Raw genomic sequence first — 1,762 nt, 5'->3', positions numbered from 1 at the left:
TTCAACGTCGATGGTGTTCTTTTGCGCAGCCGCTGCCGCGCTGGCCGACACCTGGGCGGTGGGCTTGTCGTCGTCGGGCGACGCAGAGCCGTCTTTCATGCCGTCTTTAAAGCCTTTGACCGCGCCACCAAGGTCGCTGCCCATGTTCTTCAGCTTCTTGGTGCCAAACACCATCACCACGATCAACAACACGATCAACCAATGCCAAATAGAAAATGAACCCATGGAATAACTCCTAACAAAGTGTTTCTGATTTTAGACGGCGCAGATGACGGTCCACGCCCGACTCCCTATTGCCCCTTGCCGTGGCACTAACCCTTGAGCCAGGGGCGCGGCCCGCCAATGACGTGCACATGCAGATGGTGCACTTCCTGCCCGCCATCATCCCCTGTATTCACCATCACCCGAAACCCCCCTTGCGGGTAGGGCCTGCAGCCTTCTTGCGCCGCCAGTTGCGGGGCCAGCACCATCATGCGCCCCAGCAGGGCGGTGTGCTCGGGCTGCACCTGCGCCATCGACGGGATATGCAGTTTGGGAATCAGCAAAAAGTGCACCGGTGCCCAGGGATGGATGTCGTGGAAGGCCAGAAGTTCTTCGTCTTCATAGACTTTTTTGGACGGAATCTGGCCTGCAATGATTTTGCAGAACAGGCAATTCGGGTCGTGGGCCAGCACGCTCATGCCGCGTCTCCCACAGGCTTGCTGGCGTTCATGGCCACCATACCGCGCACGATGCGGTACAAAAACCACAGCGAAATCAGGCCCCAGGCGATCCAGCCGGGCAAGATGAACAGCACCCACAGCGGTGCCGTCACCACGTACAACACCCCGGCCCACAGCACCGAGCGGATGCGCCAGCTGAAATGGCTGGCCTGCCAGGTGCCTTCGGCCTCGCTCTTCTTCACCAGGTCGATCACCAGCGCCACGATCAGCAGCAGCGCGCCCGGCTGCGCGCCCGGCACCACTGCGCCCACCGCCACGACCAGGTGCAGCAAATAGCTGATCCAGCCCACGGTTTTCAAGCCCTGGGCTTTCTCGCTATCGATGGCGCGCACGTCAATGATGTCGTTCATGGAGACTCCGCTTCTCGGTTTAAAACTTTACGCAAGGCTTTTTCTTCGATGCCGCTGGTGCCTTCGCGGCGCTCCAGCTCGGCCAGCACGTCGGCGGGGCTGAGGCCAAAGTGCGCCAGCGCCACCATGGAATGGAACCACAGGTCGGCCACCTCACCCACCAGCTTGGCTTGCAGCGCGGGGGTGTTGCCGCCGTATTCGGCATCCTTGGCAGCCATCACGGCCTCGGTGGCCTCTTCACCAATTTTTTTCAAGAAGGCATCCGGCCCCTTGTGCAGCAGGCGGGCTACGTAGCTGGCGCTGGGGTCGCCACCGTTAGCCGCCTTGCGGCTTTCGATGGTGGCGGCCAGCCGGGCCAGGGAGTCGTTAGAAGTCATGGCCATTACTTGTAGATGGATTCCGGGTCTTTCAAGACCGGTTCGGTGGCCTTCCAGGCTTTTTCGCCTGCGGCATCGGTGTCCAGCACACTGAAAAAGCAGCTGTGGCGGCCCGTGTGGCAGGCGATGCCGGGGGTGTGGCCGAGCTGGGTCACCTTGAGCAGCACCACATCGTTGTCGCAGTCGAGCCGGATCTCGTGCACGGTTTGCACATGGCCCGATTCTTCACCTTTGAACCACAGCCGCTGGCGCGAGCGGCTGAAGTACACGGCACGCCCTAAGGCGGCGGTTTGCTCCAGCGCCTCGCGGTCCA

The 1,762-nt window shown here is 61.4% G+C and carries 5 protein-coding genes; all 5 read right to left on the bottom strand.

Annotated elements, in window-relative coordinates:
* Positions 1-225 (bottom strand): Sec-independent protein translocase subunit TatA (gene tatA / locus AC097L_RS23570; protein ID WP_479589169.1); only part of this gene is annotated, 225 nt, incomplete at its 3' end.
* 86 nt (positions 226-311) lie between these two features.
* Positions 312-680 (bottom strand): histidine triad nucleotide-binding protein, encoded by a 369-nt coding sequence (locus AC097L_RS23565; protein ID WP_479589168.1) that lies wholly within the window; start codon positions 678-680, stop codon positions 312-314.
* Entirely contained in the window at positions 677-1,072 is a 396-nt protein-coding gene (locus AC097L_RS23560) for a DUF4870 family protein (protein ID WP_479589167.1), read from the bottom strand. Before AC097L_RS23560 ends, AC097L_RS23565 begins: the two co-directional genes overlap by 4 nt.
* A complete protein-coding gene (locus AC097L_RS23555) occupies positions 1,069-1,449 on the bottom strand; it encodes a phosphoribosyl-ATP diphosphatase (protein WP_479589166.1) in 381 nt (126 codons plus the stop codon). Before AC097L_RS23555 ends, AC097L_RS23560 begins: the two co-directional genes overlap by 4 nt.
* A 5-nt stretch (positions 1,450-1,454) precedes the next feature.
* Positions 1,455-1,762 (bottom strand): phosphoribosyl-AMP cyclohydrolase (locus tag AC097L_RS23550; RefSeq protein WP_479589165.1); only part of this gene is annotated, 308 nt, incomplete at its 5' end.

It is taken from the genome of Rhodoferax sp. RT5P35, from assembly GCF_056521385.1.
The sequence above is the reverse complement of the archived record's forward strand: the minus strand, read 5'-3'. Positions and strand labels throughout refer to the sequence as shown.

What these genes read in the sequence shown, in the direction of transcription:
- AC097L_RS23565 (WP_479589168.1), bottom strand. Translation starts at nt 680, where the DNA reads ATGAGCGTGCTGGCCCACGACCCGAATTGCCTGTTCTGCAAAATCATT.
- AC097L_RS23560 (WP_479589167.1), bottom strand. Translation starts at nt 1,072, where the DNA reads ATGAACGACATCATTGACGTGCGCGCCATCGATAGCGAGAAAGCCCAG.
- AC097L_RS23555 (WP_479589166.1), bottom strand. Translation starts at nt 1,449, where the DNA reads ATGACTTCTAACGACTCCCTGGCCCGGCTGGCCGCCACCATCGAAAGC.